Raw genomic sequence first — 19398 nt, forward strand, 5'->3', positions numbered from 1 at the left:
TGATTCTTTATGAAACCTCTCAATAGCAGTTGGTTTGTCCGGGCCCGGCTGAAGAGCCGGCACATTCCCCTGTTGGTGGCGCTGGGTGATACCGGCAACCTAAATCGTGCCGCCGAAGGTCTGGGTATCTCCCAGCCGGCCATCTCCAAGCTGCTCAAGGAGCTCGAGGATGGCCTGGAAGTAGCGCTGTTCGAGCGACATGCCCGTGGCGTGGTGCCGACGCTCTATGGCGAGGCGATGATCCGTCATGCACGGAGAATCCAGACCAGCCTCGAGGATGCCTTCGATGAAGTCTGTGCGATGCGCGGTGGGCAACGCGGGCATGTGCGCATCGGCACCATCCTCACCCCCTGTGCCGAGCTGCTTCCGGAGCTGACGCGACGAGTCAAACAGAGCCATCCGAATCTGGAGTTGAGTATTCGTACCGGGTCGAGCCTCGATCTGATGGCGATCCTCAACGATGGCGAGCTGGATTTCCTGGTTGCGCGGTTCTTTGCCGACAGTGCCCAGACCGGCATGTGCTTCGAGCCCTTGTACAAGGAACCACTGTGCGTCTGTGCGCGGGCAGGACTGATCAACCATGTACTGTCGCGCGAGGACCTGCACGCTGCCGATTGGGTGCTGCCGCCGTCCGGTAGTGTGCTGCGGCATGAGTTCGATGCTCTCTTCCAGCACGTCGGCATGTACCCGCCGAGCAAGGTGGTGAATGCCGAAAACCTGTTGATGGTGACCACGCTGCTGGAGCAGAACGACATGCTGACCGTGCTGCCGCGCGAAGTGGTGGCGCACTACGCACGCTACGGCATGCTGGCGATCGCCGAACTGGATGCTGGAATAGAGGAGGACCTCAATCGCAACCTGATGGCCTACGGCATCATCACCAAGAACGAGGAGCTGCTGTCTCCTGCTGCCAGGAGCGTGCTGGCGCTGTTGCGCGAGAGCGCGCAGCTGTTGCCGACGGTGGAGCGGTCGGCAGTCTGAATTGCTCGTCCACTGTCCATAGTGGGCGTGCCGCGGGGATTTCCGGGACGAGAGCTGAGCCCTCTGCGTCCCGGTTGCTGCCACGTGTCGCTGAGCCTATCCGAGCACGCTGCGCGCTATCAGAAGGGGGATTCGCAACCGGCTTCGCTGGCTGCCCCACGCAGCGCCGCCAGCACATCCTCCGGGAGCTCCAGCCCCTGTTCGAAGGCCTTGGCGCGGCGGTCGATGCCGGCATGACCGGGCATGCGCACCGGGCGCTTGGGTTCGCGCGGCCGGCTGTCCAGGCAGGCGCCGACGAAGTGATCCATCTCTGCCTTGAACTCATCGACGCCGCCGAAGAATGCCGGGTCGAAGGTCAGCACGGTCACTGCAGCCCCCCATTGCTTGACGCCATCCTTGCGGCCGAAGCCGCCCAGGCCGGCGGTCAGGGCCTCGACCATGGTGCCGAGGGCGAAGCCCTTGTGGCCGAACTCCAGGCTGCCCAGCGGCAGGATCGCGCCCGGCGGCGTGCCGAAGTACGCCGCCGTATCGCGGGTCGGCTGGCCATCCGGACCGATCAGCGCGGCATGCTCGAGCTGCCCGCCAGCCTGATGGGTCTTGTTCACCAGGCCATTGGTGATGGTCGACATGCTGACGTCGATGAGAATCGGCTTCTCGCCGGTGGGAATGCCGATGCCCAGCGGATTGGGCGTGTACACCGGGTCGAGGCTGCCATGCGGTGCCACCGAGGCCACGGCCGGGTCGGAAGTGAGTACCAGCGGAATCAGGTTCTGCTCGGTGTAGCGCTGCAGGTAGGCCGCCAGGCAGGCGATATGGTGCGAGCGACGGATGGTCGCCACGCCGATGCCGAAGGTGCGGGCCGCCTGGGTGGTGAAGTCCAGCGCCTGCTCCACGCAGTAGGGGCCAAGCAGGTAGTCGGCATCATAGAGTCGCGCCGCCGGTGTCTGGCGGATGATTCGCAGACTCTCGGCATTGCCTTTGGCGTGGCTGGCGCGCAGGTCCTTGAGATAGCCCTGTGCGAGCTTCACGCCATGGGTGTGATGGCCGAGCAGATCGCCCTCGACCAGTACGCGGCTGACGACACTTGCCACGTCCGCGCTGACCTCAGCGTCGAGAAACAGCTGTTCGATGAATTGTTCGAGTTCTGCAGGGGCGATACGGCTCATTCGAGTGCTTCCTTGGGCTTGGTCAGGGCGCGTGGGTAGCGCATGCGCCAGTACTTGGCGAGCAACGGGAACAGGGCCACCAGCAGTACGAGCGAGGCCAGGCCGATGCTGATCGGGCGCTCGACGAAGGCCAGCAGATTGCCGTTGGCCTTGATCATCGAGGTCATGAAATTGCTTTCCAGGATATTGCCCAGCACCAGGCCCAGGATCGCCGGGGCGATGGGGAAGTCGGCGCTGGCGATCAGGTAGGCGACCACGCCGCAGATCAACATGATCCACACGTCGGTGATGCTGTTGTTGATGGCAAAGGCGCCGACGATGCAGAAGCACAGGATGATCGGCATCAGCACGCGGGTTGGCGTGACGGCAAAGACGTGGGCGCTGCGAATCGCCAGGTAGCCGATGGGGATCAGGATCAGGTTGGCGACGAAGAAGGCGGTGAACAGACCGTAGGCCATGGCGCTGTTGTCCATGAAGATGGTCGGGCCGGGGTTCATGCCCTTCATGTACAGCACGCCGATCACGATGGCGGTGATCGAGTCGCCGGGAATGCCGAACACCAGAGCCGGTACCCAGGCACCCGCTACCGCAGCGTTGTTCGCCGAGCCGGCGTCGACCAGACCCTCGATATGACCTTTGCCATAGGCTTCGGGCGTCTTCGAGCGTTTCTTGCTGACGGCGTAGCAGATCCAGGCGGCGATGTCCGCTCCGGCACCCGGCAGTGCGCCGATGAAGGCGCCCAGGCTGCTGCCGCGGATCACGTTCTTCCAGTAGCGCTTGAGGTGCATCGGCACCAGGCCGAAGACGCTGCCGCTCTGGGGGGCGATGTCCTGGGCCGAGCCGTTGTCATTGGCCTTGTCCCGCGGTTGAGCGTAGAGCTTCATGACCTCATACATGGCGAAGAAGCCGATCATCACCGGAATGAAGTTGATCCCGGCCATCAGGTCCGGCACGTCGAAGGTGAAGCGCGGCGCGCCGGTGACCAGGTCCAGGCCGACGGTGGCCAGCAGCAATCCGACCAGCAGTGACAGGAATCCCTTGATCGCCGAACCGGTGGAGATGAACACCGCGCTGCCGAGGCCAAGCACGGCCAGCCAGAAGTATTCGAAGGAGCTGAAGTTCAGCGCGAACTCGGCCAGCGAAGGCGCAATCATCACCAGCACCAGGGTGCCGGTCAGACCGCCGATCACCGAGCAGGTGACGTTTACCCCCAATGCTTCGCGGGCACGACCCATGCGCCCGAGCGCGGCCGAGTCGGCGACGTAGGCCGCTGATGCCGGTGTGCCGGGGATGTTCAGGTAGGTGCCGGGGATGTCCCCGGCGAAGATCGCCATGGCCGCAGTGGTGATGATCGCGGCGATGGCGGCAGTGGGCTCCATGGCGAAGGTGATGGGCACCAGCAACGCAACGGCCATGGTGGCCGAAAGGCCTGGAATGGCGCCGACGAAAACGCCGAACAGCGCTGCAATGATGATCACAAACAGCGTCTGGAAATTGAAAACGAGCAAGATGCCGTCGAGTAGTTCGTTCATGCGTGTTTCCTCAGAAACCCAGAGGGCCGACGGGCAAAGGGACCTTGAGCAGGTGGCCGAAGGACAGGCTGATCACCGCCGTGGCCAGCGCAGCGATGACGATGGCGGGCAGTACGCGAACACCGCGTTGCACAAGCAGCACCAGCATGATCAGCAGCATCATCGTGGCCGCGCCCAGCACGTCGCTGAGGTAGATGTAGGCCACCACCAGGATGCCCGGCAGAATCACCGCGAAGCTGGGCAGGGGCAGGCGGGGTGTGCTTTGGTCCGGCCCACTGGCGCGCAGCTGGCGCAGGGCGCTGATGCTCAGCAGCAGACCGCCTACGGTCATGCCGATGGCAATCAGGGAAGGAAACAGGTCGGCCCCGTACTGCATGCCCGGTACGGCGGGGAACTCACGCGCGAGCAGCCATACGGTGATGCCAAGGGCGATGAAAATGATGCCGAACAGAAGGTCTTTCATGGTGCGTTCTCGAACCGCTGGAACAAAAGCATGCGACGCCCCGGCGGGGCGTCGCATCGGATGAAGTCACTTCTTCATGCCGATCTTTTCGATGATGCCGCCCATGTACGCATTGTTGTCGACCAGGAATTTCTTGAAGTCCTCGCCCTTGTGCCATTCGACACCGAAACCCTGGCGCTTCATGAAGTCCTGGTAGAACTCGCTGTTGTAGGCCTTCTCCAGGGCGTCCTCGAGCTTGGCCACCACGGCCGGGTCCATGCCTTTGGGGCCGGCGACACCGCGCCACTCACCCAGCGAGTAGTCGCTGCCGATGCTCTCCTTGATCGTCGGGATATCCGGGAAGGCCGGGTTGCGCTCGGGGGAGAGAATCGCCAGGCCCTTGGCCTTGCCGGCTTCGATCATCGAGCGGGCTTCGGGTACCGAGGACGGGACGAGTTCGATGCTGCCAGCGGCCAGTTCGACCATGGCCGGAGCCGCGCCCTGGCTGGGAATCCAGGTGACCTTGTTGGGCTCGATGCCGCGATCCATCAGCAGGCCGGCGAAGGCCACATGCCAGATGCCGCCCAGGCCGGTACCGGAAGCCTTGAAGGTACCCTTCGGCTTGTCGGCGATGTCCTTCAGGAGCTCTTCGACGTTGCTGTACGGCGCATCGGCGCTGACCTGTACGCCCGGGTAGTCGTAGTTGGTCATGGCCAGGGGCGTGAAGTCCTCGTGGGTGATCTTGGTCAGCCCCTGCCAGTGCATCATGTTCAGCTCACCGGTCACGAAGCCCAGGGTGTAGCCGTCGGGTTTGGCGCTGGCCATTACCGTGTGGCCCACCACGCTGCCACCGCCGGGACGGTTGACCACGTTGATGGTGACGCCCAACTCCTTCTCCAGCGCCGTGGCGATACCGCGTGCGGCAGAGTCGCTGCCGCCACCGGCGGCCCACGGCACGATCAGCTGGATGGGTTTGTTCGGGTATTCGGCCATGGCTGCCACTGGGGCGCCCAGAAGGGAAAAGCCGAGGGCGAGGCTGAGCGGGCGAAGCAGAGTGCTTAGCTTGATCATGAAAGGTCACCTATTGAAGTTATTTTGAGTGAGGTGCAGCTAGGTTCCGCTTGAACGAGTCGGCCAGGCAGATGGCACGGCGTGGAATCAAAGCCAGGCCGAAACTAGGCAACTCTGGTGGAGGTGTCTAATGAGGCTTTCTCATCGAGTCATAACTAGGGGTTATTCGCTGATGATTCGTCGCGAATGGCTGCCCGCAATGCCTCTATGAAGTCGCGGACTGCGGAGGATATGGGCTCGTCCTTGCGCAGCAGCACACCGTAGGCCAGTGGCGGCGGCGCCAGGTTTGTCTGTACCTGTTTCAGGCTGCCGTCGAGCAGGTTCTGTCGCACCACGGCTTCCGGCAGCAGGGCCAGGGTGTCGCTGTTGCACAGCAGTTTCAGCGTGGTTTGCACGGAGGTGGTTTCGATGCTGTTCGCTGGCGGGTTGACCCCGGCGTCGCTGAACGACTGCTCCAGCGATTGACGCAGCGGGGTGTTGAGCGGGTAGAGCACCCAGGGCCATTCGGTCAGTTGCGCCGGGCTGACGCGTTGCCGCGCGCAGAGCGGGTGTTCGGGGCGGGCGATGAGCAGGAAGGGTTCTTCGGCCAGCGCGGTGAAATCGAAGCGCTGGCGCTGCGGATGATCGGTGAAGCGCCCGACCACCAGGTCCAGCTGCTTGTGCTCCAGCAACTTGAGCAGATGGTCACTGGTGTCCTCCAGCAGTTCGATGGTCAGCAGCGGGCGCCTGCCTTTCAGGCGCAACAGGGTTTCAGGCAGGGCGTGGGCAGTGGCGGCGAAGATGGCGCCCACCTTGAGGTAGCCATGGCCGCCCTGGCGCAGGCTTTCCAGGCGATAGCTGAAGGTCTGGCAATCATTCAGGGCGCGCTGTGCATAGGCGATCACTTCCGCGCCCAGCTCGGTTGCCGGCAGTTCGCGGTTGAGGCGTTCGAACAGGGTGAAGCCGAACTGGTTCTCGATGTCGCGCAGCATCTTGCTCACCGCAGGCTGGCTCAGCCCCAGCTGCTGGGCGCTGCTGTGCATGTTGCCGGTGCGGGCCAGGCTGTCGATCAAGGCCAGGTGGCGATAGCGCAGCCAGTTGTGAAGCGTCGGGAGATTGCCGGTTTGGCTCATGACGGATGTGCTCAGGAAGACTCGATAACCGGATCATATCGCGTACTGACTAATAGTCATTGGTGGTTATCGCGATTGGGGAGATAAGGTCGGCCGGCCTGACTGCACCACTGGGTGCCCCTGCAGGCATCCCCTTCGCATAACAAGACGGACACTGCCATGTCACATGCTCTCAGCCTTTCGCCCAGCAACACCTTGCCATCCGACGGCCTGCGCGGAACCCTCGTCGGCCGGGCCTGGCTGCCCGGAGAGCACGCGGGGCCTGCGCCTATCCTGCTGCGTGAAGATGGCGTCTACGATCTTTCCACTCTCGCGCCGACCCTAAGCGGGTTGTTCGAGCGCGAGCAGTTGTTGGCCAGCCTGGCGAGCGTTGGCGGCAGCCCGCTATGCAGCGTCGAGGCATTGCTGTGCAACAGCGGTGCTGATTTCAATCCACAGCTGCCCAGCCTGCTGGCGCCGGCCGATCTGCAAGTGCTCAAGGCTGCCGGCGTCACCTTCGCGTCCAGCATGGTCGAGCGTGTGATCGAGGAGCGCGCCGGTGGCGACGCCAGCCTGGCCGAAGGTGTGCGAGCCAAGGTCAGGCAGGTACTGGGCGACGATTTCGCCAGCATCAAGCCGGGCTCCGAGAAGGCCCAGCAGGTCAAGGCGCTATTGCAGGAGCAGGGCCTGTGGTCGCAGTACCTGGAAGTCGGCATCGGCCCGGATGCCGAGATTTTCACCAAGGCACCGGTACTGGCTGCCGTTGGCAGCGGGGCGGAGATCGGCATTCATCCCGGCTCGGTGTGGAACAATCCGGAGCCGGAGGTCGTGCTGGCCGTCAACAGCCGGGGCGAGGTGCTGGGTGCAACCCTGGGCAACGACGTCAACCTGCGGGATTTCGAAGGCCGCAGTGCCCTGTTGCTGAGCAAGGCCAAGGACAACAATGCCTCATGCGCCATCGGCCCCTTCATCCGCCTGTTCGACGATACCTTCAGCCTCGATGATGTGCGCAACACGGTAGTTCGCCTGCGCGTCGAGGGCGCTGACGGCTATGTGCTAGAAGGCACCAGCTCCATGGACAAGATCAGCCGCGATCCGCTGGATCTGGTCGGCCAGGCGCTCAACCGCAATCACCAGTATCCGGATGGCTTCCTGCTGTTTCTCGGCACCCTGTTCGCGCCGACCGAGGATCGTGATGCACCGGGTGGCGGCTTCACCCACAAGCTCGCCGATCGGGTGATCATCAGCAGTGAGCAGCTGGGCGCCCTGCACAACAGCGTCAACCACAGCGACAAGGCGCCGGTCTGGCAATTCGGTCTCAACGCGCTGATCAACAACCTGGCGGCACGCGGCCTGGTCTGATGCTCAGGCGTTGCCCAGCGCCGGTGTGAGCTGCTCGATGAACAGGCGGCTGATCGAAGACAGGCTGACACCGCGCCGGGTGATCAACTGATACGGCTCGCTGCGGCTCTTCAGTTGCAGCGGCAGGATGCAGGTCATGCCGAAACCGGTGCAGAAGCGCGCCACGTCTGTCGACAGCAGGGCGACCAGTTCCGGGTTCTTCTGCAGCAGCGACAGGGTGGTGAAGGCCGAGGTGGTTTCCAGCAGGTGCAACGGGAAGCGTAGCCCCGCCTGCTGGAATTCCCGCTCCAGTGAGAGGCGCATCGGCATGTTGGCCGAGTAGACCACCCAGCGGCTGTCAGCCAGGTCGGCCAGTTCCAGTTGCGCTCGGCCGGCCAGCGGATGATCACGGTTGGCGACCACGGCCAGGGTTTCGTCACGCACGTCGATGCAGTCGTATTGCTCCGGCTGGCGGCTGATGCTGGTGCGACAGATCGCCAAATCCAGACGGCCCTGGTCGAGCAGGCTGAGCAGTCGCGCACTGGTGTCTTCGACGATTTCCACTGAAAGATCCGGGTGCTCTTCCAGCAGCCGGGTCAGCGCATCCGTCATGAATGGCACCGCGCCCATGATCACGCCGACTGACAGCCGTCCGCCGTGGCCCTGGAGAATACCCAGCATTTCCTCGCGCAGATGGGTCAGGTCGGTCTGGATCAGCTTGGCATAGCGAATTGCGCAATGCCCCAGCTCGTTGGCTTCCAGGCCTCGGTTGGTGCGTACGAAAAGCGGCGCGCCCAGCGTGGTCTCTATTTCCTGCAGCGCCTTGGTGGCCCCGGGTTGGCTGATCGAGACCAGTTCTGCGGCCTTGATCAACGAGCCCTGCTCGCCAAGGGCGATCAGCAGACGCAGTTGGCGGAAGCGCAGGCGGGAAAAAATGGAGGACACCGATGGCAGCATATATAGCTTTCCCTTATAGCAGTATCAGCGCCTCTCATTAGTCAGGAGCGCCTCTATCTCATAGTTTGCCTGGGCGGCAAGGCTATCCGTGAGAATGTCCGAGTGATCTTACTCGACGTTTTCCGCTGCCTGCTATTACAAAAACAAAGCAGAGGCTTCCCATGGCACTTATCAACTACCTCACGCAAGTCCAGTTCGGCTATGACGCCCTCGGCCAGTTGGCTGCCGAGTGTCAGCGCATTGGTATCACTCGGCCCTTTATCGTCACCGATACCGGGGTGCGTGCTGCAGGTATCGTCGACAAGGTGCTGGCGCAACTGGCCGAGCCCGCCGTTGCCGAGGTATTCGACCAGACGCCGCCGAATCCGAATGAAGGTGTGGTGCGTGCTGCGGCTGCGCGTTATCGCGATGGCGGCTTCGACGGCATCATCGCGGTAGGTGGCGGTTCTTCCATCGACCTGGCCAAGGGTGTTGCCGTATGCGGCACCCATGAAGGCCCGCTGAAGCAGTTTGCCGTCATCGAAGGTGGGCTGACCCGCATCACCGCCGCCACCGCGCCGGTGATCGCCATCCCCACCACCGCCGGCACCGGCAGCGAAGTCGGTCGTGGCGCCATCCTGATTCTCGATGATGGGCGCAAGGTCGGCGTCATCTCGCCCTACCTGATCCCGCGTTCGGCGATCTGCGACCCCGAACTGACCCTCGGCTTGCCGGCGCAACTGACCGCTGCCACGGGCATGGATGCCATCGCCCACTGCCTGGAAACCTTCATGGCGCCGGCGTTCAACCCACCCGCCGACGGCATCGCCCTGGATGGCCTGTGGCGCGCCTGGCGGCACATCGAGCGTGCAACCCGTACCCCCGGAGATCGCGAGGCGCGGCTGAACATGATGAGCGCCTCGATGCAGGGCGCCCTGGCGTTCCAGAAGGGCCTGGGTTGCGTGCACAGCCTCAGTCACGCGCTTGGCGGCATCAACCCAAGGTTGCATCACGGCACCCTCAACGCGGTATTCCTGCCAGCAGTCATCGCCTTCAACGCGCAGTCCGATTCGGTGCGCGACGAGCAGAAACTGCAACGCATCGCTCAGGCCATGGGGTTGGGTAGTGCGGAGGAAATCATCCCGGCGATCCGTGAGATGAACCGTCGTCTCGGCATGCCTTCGGGCCTGGCGGAAATGGGCGTGGACGAGTCGCTGTTCCCGGCGATCATCGAAGGTGCGCTGGCCGACCATAGCCACAAGACCAACCCGCGGGTGGCGAGTGCCGAGGACTACGCCGAGTTGCTGCGTCAGTCGTTGTAAGGGTACCGCTCAATCATCCTCCAGCAAGGCGTCCTGCTCGCTGCGCAGGTGTTCGAGCAACTGCGTAGCGAGCGGCGGCAGGCTAGTGCCGCTGCGATGGATGATCGAGCACGGTTCGTTACGCGACTGCAGCGATAGTGGCAAGCGGCGCAGCAGGCCGAAGCCTTCGCTGGAGCAGGCGATGGAGTGGGGCATCACCGCCACCAGCTGCGGGTCTTCCTGCAGCAGGCTGAGCATGGTGAAGGTCGAGGAAGTTTCCAGCGGGTTGCGTGGAAACTCCAGGCCGGCTTCGCCGAATTCACGCTCCAGCACCGTGCGCATCGGTGTGCCGGTCGGGTAGACCACCCAGCTGTAGGTGCTCAGGTCGGCCAGCTGCAGTGCCGGGTTGTTCTGCTGCGGATGCTGCGGGGCTGCGACCAGCGCCAGGCGTTCGGCATGCAGGCTCAGACACTCGTAGGCGTCCGGATGCTGGCTGCCACTGGTGCGGGCGATGGCCAGATCCAGGCGGCCTTCATCGAGCAGCTTGAGCAGTCGCGGGCTGATGTCCTCGACGATCTGCACGGAAATATCCGGCTGCGCCTGGCGCAGCCGGGTGAGGGCGCGCAGGACCAGCGGCACCGAGCCGGCGATGGTGCCCACTGCCAGGTGACCACCATGGCCCTGGAGGATGCCCTGCATCTCGTCGTGTAGGTGTGCCAGGTCGTTGTGGATCAGGCGCGCGTAGCGGATCACGCAGCGTCCCATGTCATTGGCTTGCAGGCCCTGGGCCGTGCGTATGAACAGGGGCGTGCCGAAGGTGGTTTCGATCTCGTGCAGCGCCTTGGTCGCACCCGGCTGGCTGATGGCGATGCGCTCGGCTGCACGGTGCAGGGTGCCCAACTCGTCGAGGGCGATCAGCAGGCGCAACTGGCGAATACGCAGGCGCGAAACGATGTAGTTGAGTGGCTGCAACATAGGGGGATGACGAAAAGTTATCACCTAATCAGAAGCTTTCATTAGGCAGCACTGCGGGCAATTTTTAAAGTGCTGGCCAAGCAACGCCGCAGCGTCGGCGTAAGAACAACCGGACAAGAACAACAGGAGCACAGCGATGCGGTTGATTCAGTTTGAGAACGAACAGGGCCAGCGCCAGGTCGGCGTCGTCGGTGACGCACGCATCAGCGTGGTCAAGGGCGTCAGCAGCACCCGTGAGCTGGCGCTGCAGGCGATCCGTAACGGTCACGGCCTGATCGCCGAGATCGAGCGTCTGGGCGTCGAACAGGGCCCGGTCTACGCCGAGCTGATCGAGCAGAAGCGTCTGCTGGCTCCGCTGGATCACAGCGATCCGGCTCACTGCCTGATCTCCGGTACCGGTCTGACCCATCTGGGTAGCGCCTCCACGCGCGACAAGATGCACCAGCAGGTGGAAGCGCAGCAGGCCGAAGGCAAGCTCACCGACACCATGCAGATGTTCCAGTGGGGCATGGCCGGCGGTCGCCCGGCTGCAGGCCGCGAAGGCGCACAGCCGGAGTGGTTCTACAAGGGTGACGGCAGCATCGTGGTTCGCCCCGGTGAGGACTTCCCGGTACCCGACTTCGCCGAGGACTTCGGTGAAGAGCCGGAGCTGACCGGCCTCTACGTGATTGGCGACGATGGCCAGCCGTATCGCATCGGCTTCGCGCTGGGCAACGAGTTCTCCGACCACGTGGTCGAGCGCAAGAACTACCTGTACCTGGCCCACTCGAAGCTGCGTTTCTGCTCCTTCGGTCCGGAGATGCTGATCGGTGAGCTGCCGCGCCACCTGTCCGGCATCAGCCGTATCCGACGTGGCGACCAGGTGTTGTGGGAGAAGGAGTTCCTCTCCGGCGAGGACAACATGTGCCACAGCCTGGAGAACCTCGAGTACCACCACTTCAAGTATCGCCAGTTCCTGCGTCCGGGTGACGTGCACGTGCACTTCTTCGGCACCGCGACCCTGTCATTCGCCGACGGCATCAAGGCGCAACCTGGGGATACCTTCGAAGTCAGCCTGGATGCGCTGGGCGAGCCGCTGCGCAACGGGATCAGCGTGCATGCGCCAGCGGTTAAGGTCGGTGGTGTACGCCAGCTTTAAGCCGCTGTCAGGCCCGGCGGCGTTGCTGTCGGGTCGAAAATCCGCCTGGCGGATTTACGGATTGCGCCCTCACAAGGGGACGAATGCCGAAGTTATCACTTATCATATGTCTGACAACTGCAGTAGAGTTGTCACTCCTCGACTCAGAAGGTCGAGGCCTCATTCATTGTCCGGGGCGGTGTTGCCGTCCCTCCTGACAGGAGAACGCCATGCTGAGTCTGACTGGCCACAATTACATCGGCGGTGAGCGCCGCGCCGCCGGCACCGTCGAGCACAAGAGCCTCGACGCCAGCAGCGGTGAAGCGCTGCCGTACACCTTTATCCAGGCCACGCCGGAAGAAGTCGACGCTGCCGCCCAGGCTGCCGCTGCCGCTTATCCGACCTACCGCAACCTGTCGGCCGTGCGCCGTGCCGAGTTCCTCGAGGCCATCGCCGACGAAATCGATGCCCTCGGTGACGACTTCGTTACCCTGGTCACCCGTGAAACCGCACTGCCCGCTGCCCGCATTCAGGGCGAACGTGGTCGTACAAGTGGCCAGATGCGCCTGTTCGCCAAGGTGCTGCGTCGTGGTGACTTCTACGGTGCGCGCATCGACCGCGCCCTGCCGGATCGCCAGCCGCTGCCGCGTCCGGATCTGCGCCAGTACCAGATCGGCGTTGGTCCGGTTGCCGTATTCGGCGCCAGCAACTTCCCGCTGGCCTTCTCCACTGCGGGTGGCGATACCGCCTCGGCCCTGGCCGCCGGTTGTCCGGTGGTGTTCAAGGCGCACAGCGGCCACATGGCCACTGCCGAGTGCGTGGCCGATGCGATCATCCGCGCCGCCGAGAAAACCGGCATGCCCAAGGGCGTGTTCAACATGATCTTCGGTGGCGGCGTCGGCGAGATTCTGGTCAAGCACCCGGCCATCCAGGCCGTTGGCTTCACCGGTTCGCTGAAAGGCGGTCGCGCCCTGTGCGACATGGCTGCTGCCCGTCCGCAGCCGATCCCGGTGTTCGCCGAGATGTCCAGCGTCAACCCGGTGATCGTCCTGCCGGGCGCCCTGAAAGCGCGTGGCGCCACCGTGGCCAAGGAGCTGGCGGGTTCCGTGGTACTGGGCTGCGGTCAGTTCTGCACCAACCCAGGCCTGGTCATCGGCATTCGCAGCTCCGAGTTCAGCGACTTCGTTGCCGGCCTGGCCGACGCCATGGGCGCGCAGCCGGCGCAGACCATGCTCAACGCCGGCACCCTGCGCAGCTACGCCAGCGGCGTCGCGCAGCTCAAAGGCCACGCCAAGGTCACCCACCTGGCGGGCAACGAGCAGGCTGGTAACCAGGCGCATCCGCAACTGTTCAAGGCTGACGTGAGCATGCTGCTCGAAGGCGACCATCTGCTGCAGGAAGAAGTCTTCGGCCCGACCACCATCGTCGTCGAAGTCGCCGACAGCGCCGAGCTGACCCGTGCCCTGCAGAGCATGCACGGCCAGCTGACCGCGACCCTGATCGCCGAGCGTGAAGACCTGAGCGCCTTCCGCGATCTGCTGCCGCTGCTGGAAGTCAAAGCCGGCCGCGTGCTGCTCAATGGCTACCCGACTGGCGTGGAAGTCTGCGACTCCATGGTTCATGGCGGCCCGTACCCGGCGACTTCCGACGCTCGCGGTACTTCGGTCGGAACCCTGGCGATCCACCGTTTCCTGCGTCCGGTGTGCTACCAGAACTACCCGGACGAAGTACTGCCGGAGGCCCTGCAGAACGCCAACCCGCTGGGCATTCAGCGTCTGGTTGACGGCGTGCACACGCGTGATGCGCTGAGCTGATCCGAGCGCTGCAACGAAAAATGCCGCACCCGTGAGGGTGCGGCATTTTTCATTCTGAAGGCGGCGTCTTTATTTGGCAGCAGCCTGGGTTTTCTCCACCGCCTGAATGATCACCTTCGCTACATCGGCCGGACGCGACTGCTGCGGCACGTGGCTGGCGGCGACCTCGGTGGTCTGCGCACCGATCTTCTTGGCGAAGTCGCGCTGCATCTCCGGCACGATCATCCGGTCATCGCTGGCAACGAGGTACCAGGACGGCTTCTGCTTCCAAGCCGCGACGCTGGTGCGCTCATCGAACGCCGCTGCGCGGATCGGGCCTTGCGTGGCGGTCATCACAGCCGTCTGCGCGGCTGGCAGATCCTGGGCGAAGTCGGCGGCCATGCCCTGTGGCGTCAGGTAGAGGAAGCCATTCTTGTCCGCCGCGATCTGGCTCGAACCCGGCGCGGTGCGGTAGCCGCTGTAGAGCTCGCCGCTGGACTGGCCGGCGTTGGGGGCGAAAGCGGCGACATAGACCAGGCTGCGCACTTTTTCGTCGGCACCGGCCTGGCTGATCACCGTGCCACCCCAGGAGTGGCCGACCAGTACCACGTCGCCGTCCTGGTTGTTCAGCACACGCTGGGTGGCGGCCACGTCGTCGACCAGCGAGGTCAGCGGGTTCTGCACCACTGTGACCTTGATGCCTTTTTCCTGCAGCAGCGGCACGACCTTGGCCCAGTCGGAACCGTCGGCGAAGGCACCATGGACGATCACCACCGAGGGCTTGGCCTCGGCAGCCTGGGCATTGATGGCGAAGAAGGGGCTGGCGATGGCGAGTGCGAGGATCAGCGGCTTGGTATTGAACATGATGGAATCTCCTGTGCTTGGGGGAGTTCAGTGTCGATAATGCGCCGGTGTCCCGGTATCGGTCGTTTATCCGAGGCCGGCAAAAAACAGGAGAGCTGCCCATGCAGGTGAATGACGCCGTCGCGCTGGAAGACGCCATGCTGGCGCTGGCCATGGTCGGTGACCTGAGCATGGGCCAGCCCATCGACCAGTCGCGGCGTACCGCGCGCCTGGCGCAGTGGTTGGTGCAGGCTGCTGGTGGCGATCAGGCGCAGATCGATGCCGCCCGGCAGGTGGCGCTGCTGCGCTGGTCCGGCTGTACCGCCAACGCCGAAGGTTTCATGCGCCTGTTCGGTGATGATGTCGGCGGGCGCCGCGACATGCTCGCGCACACCCTGGATGCCGCCGGTCAGCGCGCCATGCTGCGCACCACTCCCTTGGCCGTGGTGCACTGCGAGGTGGCCGGTGAGGTGGCCCGCACCCTCGATTTGCCGGCGCAGGTCGAGCTGGGGTTGCGGCATATCTTCGAATGCTTCGACGGCAGCGGCCGGCCGCTGGGCCTGCGTCATCCCGATATTCCGCAGGTGGTCTATCACGTGGTGCTGGCCGGCGATCTGGAAATCCTCTCGCGCGTCCACGGGCTGGAGGCGGCGCTGGAGTGGATCGGTGCGCAGGGTGATCGCCGCTATCCTGCCGGCCTTGCCGAACTGCTTGTCCGCCATGCCGCAGATTGGCTGGAGGCACTGCGTACGCCCGAGAGCATGCTGCCTGGCGTCGGGCCGCAGGTTTCGCTGACCCTGGTGGGCGATGTGATCGACCTCAAGCTGTCCTGGCTGGCCGGCTACTCGCGGCAGGCCTCGAATCTGGTGCGCGACGCAGCTCGGCTTTGGGGCTTACCCGAAGCGCGTATCGAACTGCTGGCCAAGGCTGCGTTGCTCCATGGCCTGGGGCGTGCGGCCGTGCCCAATCGCATCTGGAGCACGCCCGGCCCGCTGCTTGAGGGCGACCTTGAATCGGTACGCCTGGTGCCGTATTGGGCGCACCGCGCCTGCAGTCAGATCGGTGGCCTGAGCGAAGCCGGACAACTGGCTGCGCATGCCTACGAACGGCTGGATGGCAGCGGCTATTTCCGCTCGCTGAGCGGTGATGCCCTGAGCGCCGAACACCGACTGCTGAGCGCCGCACTGGCTTGGCTCGCATTGCGCGGCGAGCGCCCCTGGCGAGCTGCCCTCGGTGACGAGCAGGCTGCTCGCGTATTACTGGATGAAGCCGAGCAGGGCCGCTTTGACTCACGCGCCTGCCAGGCAGTGATCAGCGCCGCGCACGGCGAGCAGGCGCCGCTTACCAGCAGGCCCGGCAACGGCCTGCTCAGCGAACGCGAGACGCAGATCCTGCAGCGCATCAGCAGCGGTGCCAGTAACAAGGAAGTGGCGCGCGACCTGGGCATCAGCCCGAGCACGGTGCGTACCCATGTCGAGAGCGTGTTCCGCAAACTGCAGTGCTCCACGCGCGCAGCGGCGACCTTGAAGGCGCTGACGCTAGGCGTGATCTAAGCCGCGTCTTCAGGCTTGGAAGAGGTAGTCGGGGTTGTGGCCTGGCATGCAGATGCGTACCCTGCCTCGCGGCCATGATGGCCTCGAATGGAAAAGGATTTCATGCTCAAACGTATTGATCGACTCTTCGCGCTTGCCGTACTGCTAATGCTGGGTTTTCACGACCTGGCGCTGGCCAGTTTCGAATATGGCAATCGGCGTCTTGCCGCGAGCGCAACGGAAGTGCTGGCCCACTTCGTGTTTGCCTTCGTCGCGCTCACCATCATCGGTGCAATCGCGATGCTCATCGGTGATATTCGCCGCTGGCTGCGTCGCAGGTTTGGCAAGGAACAGGAAGAAGACCCCTCCGCGGACACCTAGCCTCCCAACGTCGTAATGATGTCACTGCCAGACGGTGTACCGGCCTGGTGGCAAGGAGCTTCAATTGATGCGCTCAAACGTGCGCTCAATGCATGGTTCGAACCACGATAGCCAGAGACCGCACCCCGGGCCTTGCGCTGCCTGCCAGCCGGTTGGGATGACTTCGGCACCTGCAACACGGCCGAGCCGTTCGAGCGCGTCGACATAGCCGCCGAAGGTGACCGGGCAACCGGCTTCGATGATTAGCAAGGCCTGAACTGCCGCTCTGCAGGGCTTGTCATGCAGGCGTGCCGATAGCGACTCGACTGCTTCGGCAAGGTTCGTCCCATGGGCATGTAGGCTGCGGCCGACCCGCAAGCCTGGGCTCCAGTTGGTGTAGCTATTCCAGTCGAGCCCTGGTATCGCTGGGTTTCCCCTCGCCCGATAGAGGCTGGCCCAGAAGCCCGCCATCTGCTTGCTGCTGTCCCAGATGTAGTGGCGAAAGCCTGAATGCAGCTCGCGGTGCGGCAGCCGACACTGGTGGATATGGACGATAGCCGCCAGGCTAGCGAGGCTTTGCCGAGGGAGTGCTGCGTTGCCGTTTGGCAGCCAGTGCACCTCGTGGAAATACTTTTCGGGCCAGCTTTCGTCCATCCCCAATGCGAAGAATCGGGCATGCTCGATATTGCCGACCTGGCGTATCCGCGCAAGCAGGTGCTCAGCCTGCACCTTGGTCGGCGCCAGCAGTGCGATATCCAGGACGACTGTTTCGCCCATCACTATCCGCGAACCTGAACCGGCGAGTTGAAGCATTTGTAACCTGGGTACTGGGCTTCGGCAGTGGCTTTGGCCATCGCCGAGTTGATGGCCTGCACGGTCATGGTGAAATTTGCGGCCGGGCCAGCGCCGGCCACGGTGCGCTGCATGAACACGGAATAGGTTTTCATCGGTGCTGCCTCCTTTCAGGTGATGGAGGCAGGATGGGTGAGCATCGCGACAGCCTGTGTCGCGATGCTCAACCCTTGTCGTAGAGCCTGGCCATGCTGAGCGCGATACCACGCATCTGTTCACGCAGGGATATAGGTTCGATTACCTCCACATGCTCGCCCTGGCCCAGCAGCCAGAGCTCCAGTCCCTGACTCAGGTGCAGGTTTGCACTCAATCGCCACCAGCCATCCGCGTCGGCGTGCAGGCGCTGGTCGGCAGTCAAGGCATTCTCCTGCAGGCGTTCGCAGAGCGTTGGGCTGATGCGCAGTTCGAGGCGAACGGGCCGGTCGGATTTGAGGTTCACCAGGCTCCGCTGCGCGGCGACGGAATTGATGTCGTAATCCTGCGGAGCGGGCAGGTCTTCGAAGGTCGTGCGCGCCGAGATGAAGCGTTGCAGCGGCAGCGCCGCGATGTTGCCCGGCGGCAATCCCTTGAACACGCAGGACAGGTAGATATTGGAGTCCTGGTAGGAAAGCCCCAGCGGCTTTAGTAGCAGTGACTTTGGCTCGCTGGCACCGCGCTTGAGGTAGCTGACCTCAACCGAACTCTCATCCAGCAATGCCTGCTGCACCACCTCCAGAACCTCGGGTTTCACCGCCCCGGCCTCCAGCGTCACGAAGCGGGTGTTGCTGATGACCTTGCCTGAATAGTCCTGATCCAGATGCTTGCCCTTGAGCAGCGAGCGCGCATATTCACGGAGTGGCGCCAGCTTCTCGACCTGTGCGGCCATGCCGAAGCGTGCCGCGTGATCCATGATCATCACCAGGTTCATCGCATCGGTGGGCAGCATGCTCAGGCGTGAAAGCGACTTCTCTGCCCACCAGAGGTTGGCCTTGTTTTCCTTGCGACTGCGGATGTGGGGATATTTCTGGCTCAGCTCCTTGAGGTCCCGCTGCACGGTGCGTATGTCGGCCTCGATGCCCTGATTGAGCACGCGCTGGTGAATGGCCTGGGAGTTCAGCGGGTTGTCCTTGCCGGGAAGCAGGCGAAGGATCAGGTCATGACGATAAAGCTGCTCCATGTTTCGTCCTTGTGCTCATGCGACATGGCCTGTCGCGATGATGTAGAGAATGTGCCGAGGCGATCAGCGAACGGGCGGCAGCATGAGCAAATCGAGCAACGTGTTCAATCTTGTCGACGGGCTTCTTCCGCAAGTCGCCGCAATCGACATCCGCCAGCCAGGCCTACTGCAAATGCTTTACGCCGGTATAGGTATGCCGTCGTTGCGTATCGAGGAAATGGCGACGCAGGGCTGCGTGACCTACTGCCAGATAAAGGCCGGTAACCGGCTTCGGAGTCTCTACGACCCGCATGCCCTACGTCAGCATTACGAGGTGCTGCGCGCGCAAGCCGTCGCTGGTGATGCCGATGCGCTGAACGATCTTGGCTGGTTGTGGCTGAACGGCTCGCGTGTCGAAGCTGACCCGCAGTTGGCACAGCAACTGTTCAGGATCGCAGCCATGCAGGGCTCGGCTGAAGCACTGTTCAACCAGGCCGAGCAGCACGCTTACGGCAAGGGCGTGGTCGTCGATCTGCACCTGGCCAGCGAGTACTACGAATTGGCGTTCCAGCAGGGTGTTCGATGTGCCGCGCAGGCACTTGGCGGGCTTTACGAAAACGGTGACGAGGGCTTTGCCGCTGATCATGCCAAAGCCCTGGCTTGGTACAGGCATGGTGCCGATGAGCAGGATCCCATGGCCTGTTACCTGCTCGGCCGGTTGGCATTGGATGAGTTATCGAGTGTCTTCGATCCACTACTCGGGCTGTACTGGCTGCAGTGGGCGGCGATGCGGGGCGAAGTGCTTGCCAGCGAGCGTCTGGCTTCTTTCTACTACGACTCTTTCGACACCCCGCCTGACCCCGATGGGCTGCTTCATGGGTTCTGGCGAGGCGTGGCCATCCAACAGGGCAGCACCTCGGTATGAGTGCG

19 protein-coding genes are annotated in these 19398 nt (G+C 63.6%); 8 read left to right on the forward strand and 11 right to left on the reverse strand.

Annotation, left to right across the window (positions count from 1 at the left end):
- Nucleotides 1-9 precede the first annotated feature (9 nt).
- A complete protein-coding gene (locus EL191_RS01365; RefSeq protein ID WP_026041927.1) occupies nt 10-981 on the forward strand; it encodes a LysR substrate-binding domain-containing protein in 972 nt (323 codons plus the stop codon).
- 119 nt (nt 982-1100) lie between these two features.
- Here EL191_RS01365 and EL191_RS01370 read toward each other — a convergent pair whose 3' ends face one another.
- From EL191_RS01370 to EL191_RS01390, 5 genes are all read right to left on the reverse strand, one after another.
- Nucleotides 1101-2147 (reverse strand): Ldh family oxidoreductase, encoded by a 1047-nt coding sequence (locus EL191_RS01370; RefSeq protein ID WP_041975971.1) that lies wholly within the window; start codon nt 2145-2147, stop codon nt 1101-1103.
- Nucleotides 2144-3679 carry a tripartite tricarboxylate transporter permease gene (locus tag EL191_RS01375; RefSeq protein ID WP_013713420.1) on the reverse strand — a complete coding sequence of 512 codons (1536 nt, stop codon included), beginning with the start codon at nt 3677-3679 and terminating at the stop codon, nt 2144-2146. Before EL191_RS01375 ends, EL191_RS01370 begins: the two co-directional genes overlap by 4 nt.
- Before the next feature lie 10 nt (nt 3680-3689).
- A complete protein-coding gene (locus EL191_RS01380) occupies nt 3690-4142 on the reverse strand; it encodes a tripartite tricarboxylate transporter TctB family protein (protein ID WP_013713421.1) in 453 nt (150 codons plus the stop codon).
- A gap of 66 nt (nt 4143-4208) precedes the next feature.
- Nucleotides 4209-5192, reverse strand: a complete 984-nt coding sequence (locus EL191_RS01385; protein WP_013713422.1) for a tripartite tricarboxylate transporter substrate binding protein — start codon at nt 5190-5192, stop codon at nt 4209-4211.
- A 155-nt stretch (nt 5193-5347) separates the two neighbouring features.
- Nucleotides 5348-6304 carry a LysR family transcriptional regulator gene (locus tag EL191_RS01390; RefSeq protein WP_013713423.1) on the reverse strand — a complete coding sequence of 319 codons (957 nt, stop codon included), beginning with the start codon at nt 6302-6304 and terminating at the stop codon, nt 5348-5350.
- Nucleotides 6305-6463: 159 nt separating this feature from the next.
- On the opposite strand from EL191_RS01390, the gene EL191_RS01395 reads away from it, so the two are divergent.
- Nucleotides 6464-7645: a fumarylacetoacetate hydrolase family protein gene (locus tag EL191_RS01395; RefSeq protein WP_013713424.1), complete on the forward strand. Its 1182-nt coding sequence runs from the start codon at nt 6464-6466 to the stop codon at nt 7643-7645.
- Between the two features lie 3 nt (nt 7646-7648).
- On the opposite strand, the gene EL191_RS01400 is transcribed toward EL191_RS01395, so the two are convergent.
- On the reverse strand, nt 7649-8581 hold the full coding sequence (locus tag EL191_RS01400) for a LysR family transcriptional regulator (RefSeq protein ID WP_013713425.1): 933 nt from the start codon (nt 8579-8581) through the stop codon (nt 7649-7651).
- 161 nt (nt 8582-8742) lie between these two features.
- Here EL191_RS01400 and EL191_RS01405 point away from each other — a divergent pair, with 161 nt between their 5' ends.
- Nucleotides 8743-9882 (forward strand): iron-containing alcohol dehydrogenase, encoded by a 1140-nt coding sequence (locus tag EL191_RS01405; protein ID WP_013713426.1) that lies wholly within the window; start codon nt 8743-8745, stop codon nt 9880-9882.
- Between the two features lie 9 nt (nt 9883-9891).
- On the opposite strand, the gene EL191_RS01410 is transcribed toward EL191_RS01405, so the two are convergent.
- Nucleotides 9892-10836, reverse strand: a complete 945-nt coding sequence (locus EL191_RS01410) for a LysR family transcriptional regulator (protein ID WP_041975973.1) — start codon at nt 10834-10836, stop codon at nt 9892-9894.
- A 136-nt stretch (nt 10837-10972) separates the two neighbouring features.
- Here EL191_RS01410 and araD1 point away from each other — a divergent pair, with 136 nt between their 5' ends.
- Both araD1 and EL191_RS01420 read left to right on the forward strand, forming a co-directional pair.
- Nucleotides 10973-11974 (forward strand): AraD1 family protein, encoded by a 1002-nt coding sequence (gene araD1, locus EL191_RS01415; RefSeq protein WP_041975975.1) that lies wholly within the window; start codon nt 10973-10975, stop codon nt 11972-11974.
- Between the two features lie 209 nt (nt 11975-12183).
- On the forward strand, nt 12184-13767 hold the full coding sequence (locus tag EL191_RS01420) for an aldehyde dehydrogenase (NADP(+)) (RefSeq protein ID WP_041975978.1): 1584 nt from the start codon (nt 12184-12186) through the stop codon (nt 13765-13767).
- A 69-nt stretch (nt 13768-13836) separates the two neighbouring features.
- On the opposite strand, the gene EL191_RS01425 is transcribed toward EL191_RS01420, so the two are convergent.
- The gene (locus EL191_RS01425; protein WP_041975980.1) at nt 13837-14610 is read right to left on the reverse strand and encodes an alpha/beta fold hydrolase; all 774 of its coding nucleotides are present in this window, start codon (nt 14608-14610) and stop codon (nt 13837-13839) included.
- Nucleotides 14611-14711: 101 nt separating this feature from the next.
- On the opposite strand from EL191_RS01425, the gene EL191_RS01430 reads away from it, so the two are divergent.
- On the forward strand, nt 14712-16142 hold the full coding sequence (locus tag EL191_RS01430; protein ID WP_174447336.1) for an HD domain-containing phosphohydrolase: 1431 nt from the start codon (nt 14712-14714) through the stop codon (nt 16140-16142).
- 102 nt (nt 16143-16244) lie between these two features.
- Entirely contained in the window at nt 16245-16502 is a 258-nt protein-coding gene (locus tag EL191_RS01435; protein ID WP_126403450.1) for a hypothetical protein, read from the forward strand.
- 60 nt (nt 16503-16562) lie between these two features.
- Here EL191_RS01435 and EL191_RS01440 read toward each other — a convergent pair whose 3' ends face one another.
- The 3 genes from EL191_RS01440 to EL191_RS01445 form a co-directional block, all read right to left on the reverse strand.
- Nucleotides 16563-17294: a hypothetical protein gene (locus tag EL191_RS01440; RefSeq protein WP_162184338.1), complete on the reverse strand. Its 732-nt coding sequence runs from the start codon at nt 17292-17294 to the stop codon at nt 16563-16565.
- Complete coding sequence (locus tag EL191_RS24355; RefSeq protein WP_013713434.1) at nt 17261-17428, reverse strand: hypothetical protein; 168 nt, start codon at nt 17426-17428, stop codon at nt 17261-17263. The genes EL191_RS01440 and EL191_RS24355 overlap by 34 nt, the downstream gene beginning before the upstream one ends.
- A gap of 68 nt (nt 17429-17496) precedes the next feature.
- Nucleotides 17497-18489: a helix-turn-helix transcriptional regulator gene (locus EL191_RS01445; RefSeq protein ID WP_041975986.1), complete on the reverse strand. Its 993-nt coding sequence runs from the start codon at nt 18487-18489 to the stop codon at nt 17497-17499.
- An 82-nt stretch (nt 18490-18571) separates the two neighbouring features.
- On the opposite strand from EL191_RS01445, the gene EL191_RS01450 reads away from it, so the two are divergent.
- Nucleotides 18572-19393 carry a tetratricopeptide repeat protein gene (locus EL191_RS01450; RefSeq protein WP_232005505.1) on the forward strand — a complete coding sequence of 274 codons (822 nt, stop codon included), beginning with the start codon at nt 18572-18574 and terminating at the stop codon, nt 19391-19393.
- Nucleotides 19394-19398: the final 5 nt, after the last annotated feature.

Origin of the sequence: Pseudomonas mendocina, assembly GCF_900636545.1 — a bacterium.
Classification (GTDB): Bacteria; Pseudomonadota; Gammaproteobacteria; order Pseudomonadales; family Pseudomonadaceae; genus Aquipseudomonas; species Aquipseudomonas mendocina.